The sequence below is a fragment of the Acetobacter tropicalis genome, assembly GCF_001580915.1.
Lineage (GTDB): Bacteria > Pseudomonadota > Alphaproteobacteria > Acetobacterales > Acetobacteraceae > Acetobacter > Acetobacter tropicalis.
This window is the reverse complement of the sequence record NZ_LHZQ01000094.1, coordinates 1-2,862: the sequence shown is the minus strand read 5'-3', so window position 1 is coordinate 2,862 and position 2,862 is coordinate 1. Positions and strand designations below refer to the sequence as shown.

Annotated in this window: 4 protein-coding genes; 1 reads left to right on the top strand and 3 read right to left on the bottom strand. The window is 60.0% G+C overall.

Annotation, left to right across the window (positions count from 1 at the left end; translation table 11 throughout):
* On the bottom strand, positions 1 to 694 hold a 694-nt coding region (locus AD944_RS00755; RefSeq protein WP_061474647.1), incomplete at its 3' end, for a hypothetical protein.
* A gap of 31 nt (positions 695 to 725) precedes the next feature.
* The gene (locus AD944_RS00750; protein ID WP_045543184.1) at positions 726 to 1,412 is read right to left on the bottom strand and encodes a YoaK family protein; all 687 of its coding nucleotides are present in this window, start codon (positions 1,410 to 1,412) and stop codon (positions 726 to 728) included.
* A gap of 243 nt (positions 1,413 to 1,655) precedes the next feature.
* Between AD944_RS00750 and AD944_RS00740 the strand changes: the two genes are divergently transcribed.
* The gene (locus AD944_RS00740) at positions 1,656 to 2,597 is read left to right on the top strand and encodes a hypothetical protein (RefSeq protein WP_003626210.1); all 942 of its coding nucleotides are present in this window, start codon (positions 1,656 to 1,658) and stop codon (positions 2,595 to 2,597) included.
* On the opposite strand, the gene AD944_RS17190 is transcribed toward AD944_RS00740, so the two are convergent.
* Positions 2,564 to 2,862: hypothetical protein (locus tag AD944_RS17190; RefSeq protein ID WP_211263317.1), on the bottom strand; the 299-nt coding region annotated here is incomplete at its 5' end. The two genes, AD944_RS00740 and AD944_RS17190, sit on opposite strands and share 34 nt — an antisense overlap.

The following is a 2,862-nucleotide window of genomic DNA, read 5'->3' as shown; positions in this document are numbered from 1 at the left end:
CTGTAAGCGTTTGCGCTGCCGGTGTGGCCTGCACCGCAGGCGTTGCGGCGGAAGAAGGCGTGCCAGCAGAATCCGGCTGTGAGTTGAGAATGCGCTGCGGGGCTGGCTGTTCATAAACCGAATGCAGCGCACGCCTTTGGGCTTCTATGCTGGGTTCATGAAAAGCCGAAACCGGGCCAAACCCAATCAACCTGTCATGGAACCGGTTGGTGGAGGCCACGGGGGAGCGGATGCAGCCTTTTACAACCGTAGAGCACGCGCCATCCGTGCCAATCATGCGGTCATTATCGCCGCTGTAATGCAGGTCATACACACGGCCATCCACCATCCGCAGGCTGGCCACGCAGGTTTTGCCCGCACCGCCAAAGGTGGTTTGTGTCATGTTCACAAATGTCTGGAGCGGAAACAGCGAGGAATCGTTGGTGGAAGGCATGTTGACCGAGCGCACGTACTGATAAACCGTGGTGTGCTCATCGATCTTCTGCGTTTTGTCGGGAATACCCGCGCAGGCCTGTAAGTCCTCATTTGTCATGCCAATCACGGCCAACTGGCCCTTATGGGCGGTGCGGCTATCTATATATCCGCAGCCTGCCAGCGTGGGCAGCAGCACCAGCGCGGCAAGCCCGCGTGCACGATAAAACAGGGAAGCAACAGAGGCGGAAGAAGGCAGGGAGGGGCAGGGCAGAACAGTCATTACTCTTGTCCGTAAAAGAGTGGGGTGGCGTTCAGGGTGGCGCGTTATGGGCTTCGGCGCGGGCAATATCCATATACAGCAAAACCAATAGCGGTAGGGGCCAGATAAAAGGCAGCGGCACATGCCACGCCATGGCTAGGGTGCCACACAGTGCCCCAGCCGCAAACCCCAACCAAGAAAGCCCCGGCAACAAAGCCGCCCCCGGTGGCGGGGGGTTAATAGTGCTGCCCGGCCAGCGCGCCGCCAGCGATGTAGCCAGTGCCGAGGCACATTTGAGCAGATTGCTGGTGATCACAATGGTCTGGATAGCACTGCCAGAAAAGCGGGCTATCGTTTCCCCCTGCACGGCCATAAGGGCGGGCAGCAGAACAAGGGCCAGCGTGCGGTGCCACGGCGTAAGCATGGCAATTTGCGTGGCCCCCAGCAGCACGCCCACACAGGCTATGCCAATGGCCGCCTGCCAGCGCAACCGTGCCAGAGTGGCCAGCATGGCCACCACAAAAAACGTGCCTAAAATACCCAGCAACATCAACGCATGCGGCCAAATACCGCCAACAAGGGCGGCGGCCAGATGGGTTGTGTTGCCTGTCATGGCAGAGGCAAACAGCCCGCCCAGATACACAAAGCCCAGCGCATCTACATACCCGGCCAAAAGGTCCAGCACCAAAATGCGCCGCGCAGAAACCCGCACGGAGGAGGAAGGAGAAAGCTCAGCCATATTCACCCTTCAGCATACAGCGCCCTTACGTAAAATCCACCCGCTGCCTTTGTGCCCGCTGCGGGGGCTGTGGGCCATTCACAGGGGCGTAAGCCTGTATCCGCACAGAAATGGGGGTGGCCGTGGGTGTGGATATCATGCATCTATGCGCAAGTTTATGCGGCATGGCCCGTGCGGCGGGCCTTGCTGGCAGGTGGGGTTTTTCCGTATTCTGCGGCCAGACCAAAGCAAGGAACAAAGTAGATGTTGGGATTCCGTCCTGTTTTTCTGGCGTTGGGGGCCTGCACTGCCCTGTTGGCCGCGCCCCCGGCGGCTTATGCGGCGGAGAAGAACCCTCATTACGGGCTGCAAATTATGAAGATGCGCCCCGGCCCAGCCCCCATGACAGCCGCCACAGCCGCCCCCGGTATTCTGGATTACGATGGCATACCCACCGTATTGGGCACAAATGCGGCCAATGTGGGCGGGCTGATGTATTTTTGCTACCACAACAAGCTGATAACAGACACCACGGTTAAAAAACTGGGGCGCGAGCTGGCAGAACTGCCAGATGTCCGGGCTTCGTCCGATTACGCATGGGGTGGCATTGGCATGCTGCGCCTTGGCCCGGACCAGATGTTTGATACCCGCACCCTGAACCGGGACCAGCGCGAGGCCGTGTGCTCCCGCACAGCCCTTATGGGGCCAGACCTGTTAAAGGCCGCCCGCAATGGTGATGCCGCACCGGGCATAGATAACCAGCGTGCCTCGGATGAAAAACCCAGATGGCCGTCTGAACCCCCGCCGCCTATCCGCGCACCAGTGGCCGCTGCTGCGGCTGTTCCGGCGGGTGTGGCCGCTACACACAGGGTTTCCGCGCCTGCGCGTGCGGTTTCTGCCCCTGTTGCGCATGTGGCAGCACCACGCCCGGCTGTATCGGCTCCGGCTTATGTGGCCCCGCGTGCCGTGGCGGCCACGCCGCATGTGGCTACACCTTCTGCGCCCGCGCCGCAGGTTGTTTCTGCGCCGCCACCGGCTGTTATGGCCCCCACACCTGCGCCAGCACCCAAGCCGGTGCCCTATACGCCGCTGCCCTCGCAGCAGGCTATTCAGGATGAAGTGGCCCAAAAGGCCGAAGCGCGGGAAGCCGCAGCACAGGCCGAATTTGCCCGTCAGGCTGCATCACAGGCAGGGGCGGTGCGGTAAATACGCGTCAACCACAGCCCAACACACAGGCAGGCCCGCTGGCAGCAATGCTGGCGGGCTTTTGCGTTGCGGGCCTTGCGGAATGGGGGATGTATGTCTGTTTTGATAGAACAGTTTAAACAAATTTGATAGAACAGTTTAAACAAAGTTTTAATACCAAGCGCTATTTGACCTGACTCATGGGGGTACCCAACGGTATAAAAATGTGATTCACAGGATGCTGACCATTTTCTGGTGAGGTATTCTGGATGGGCAGCCCTCTGTC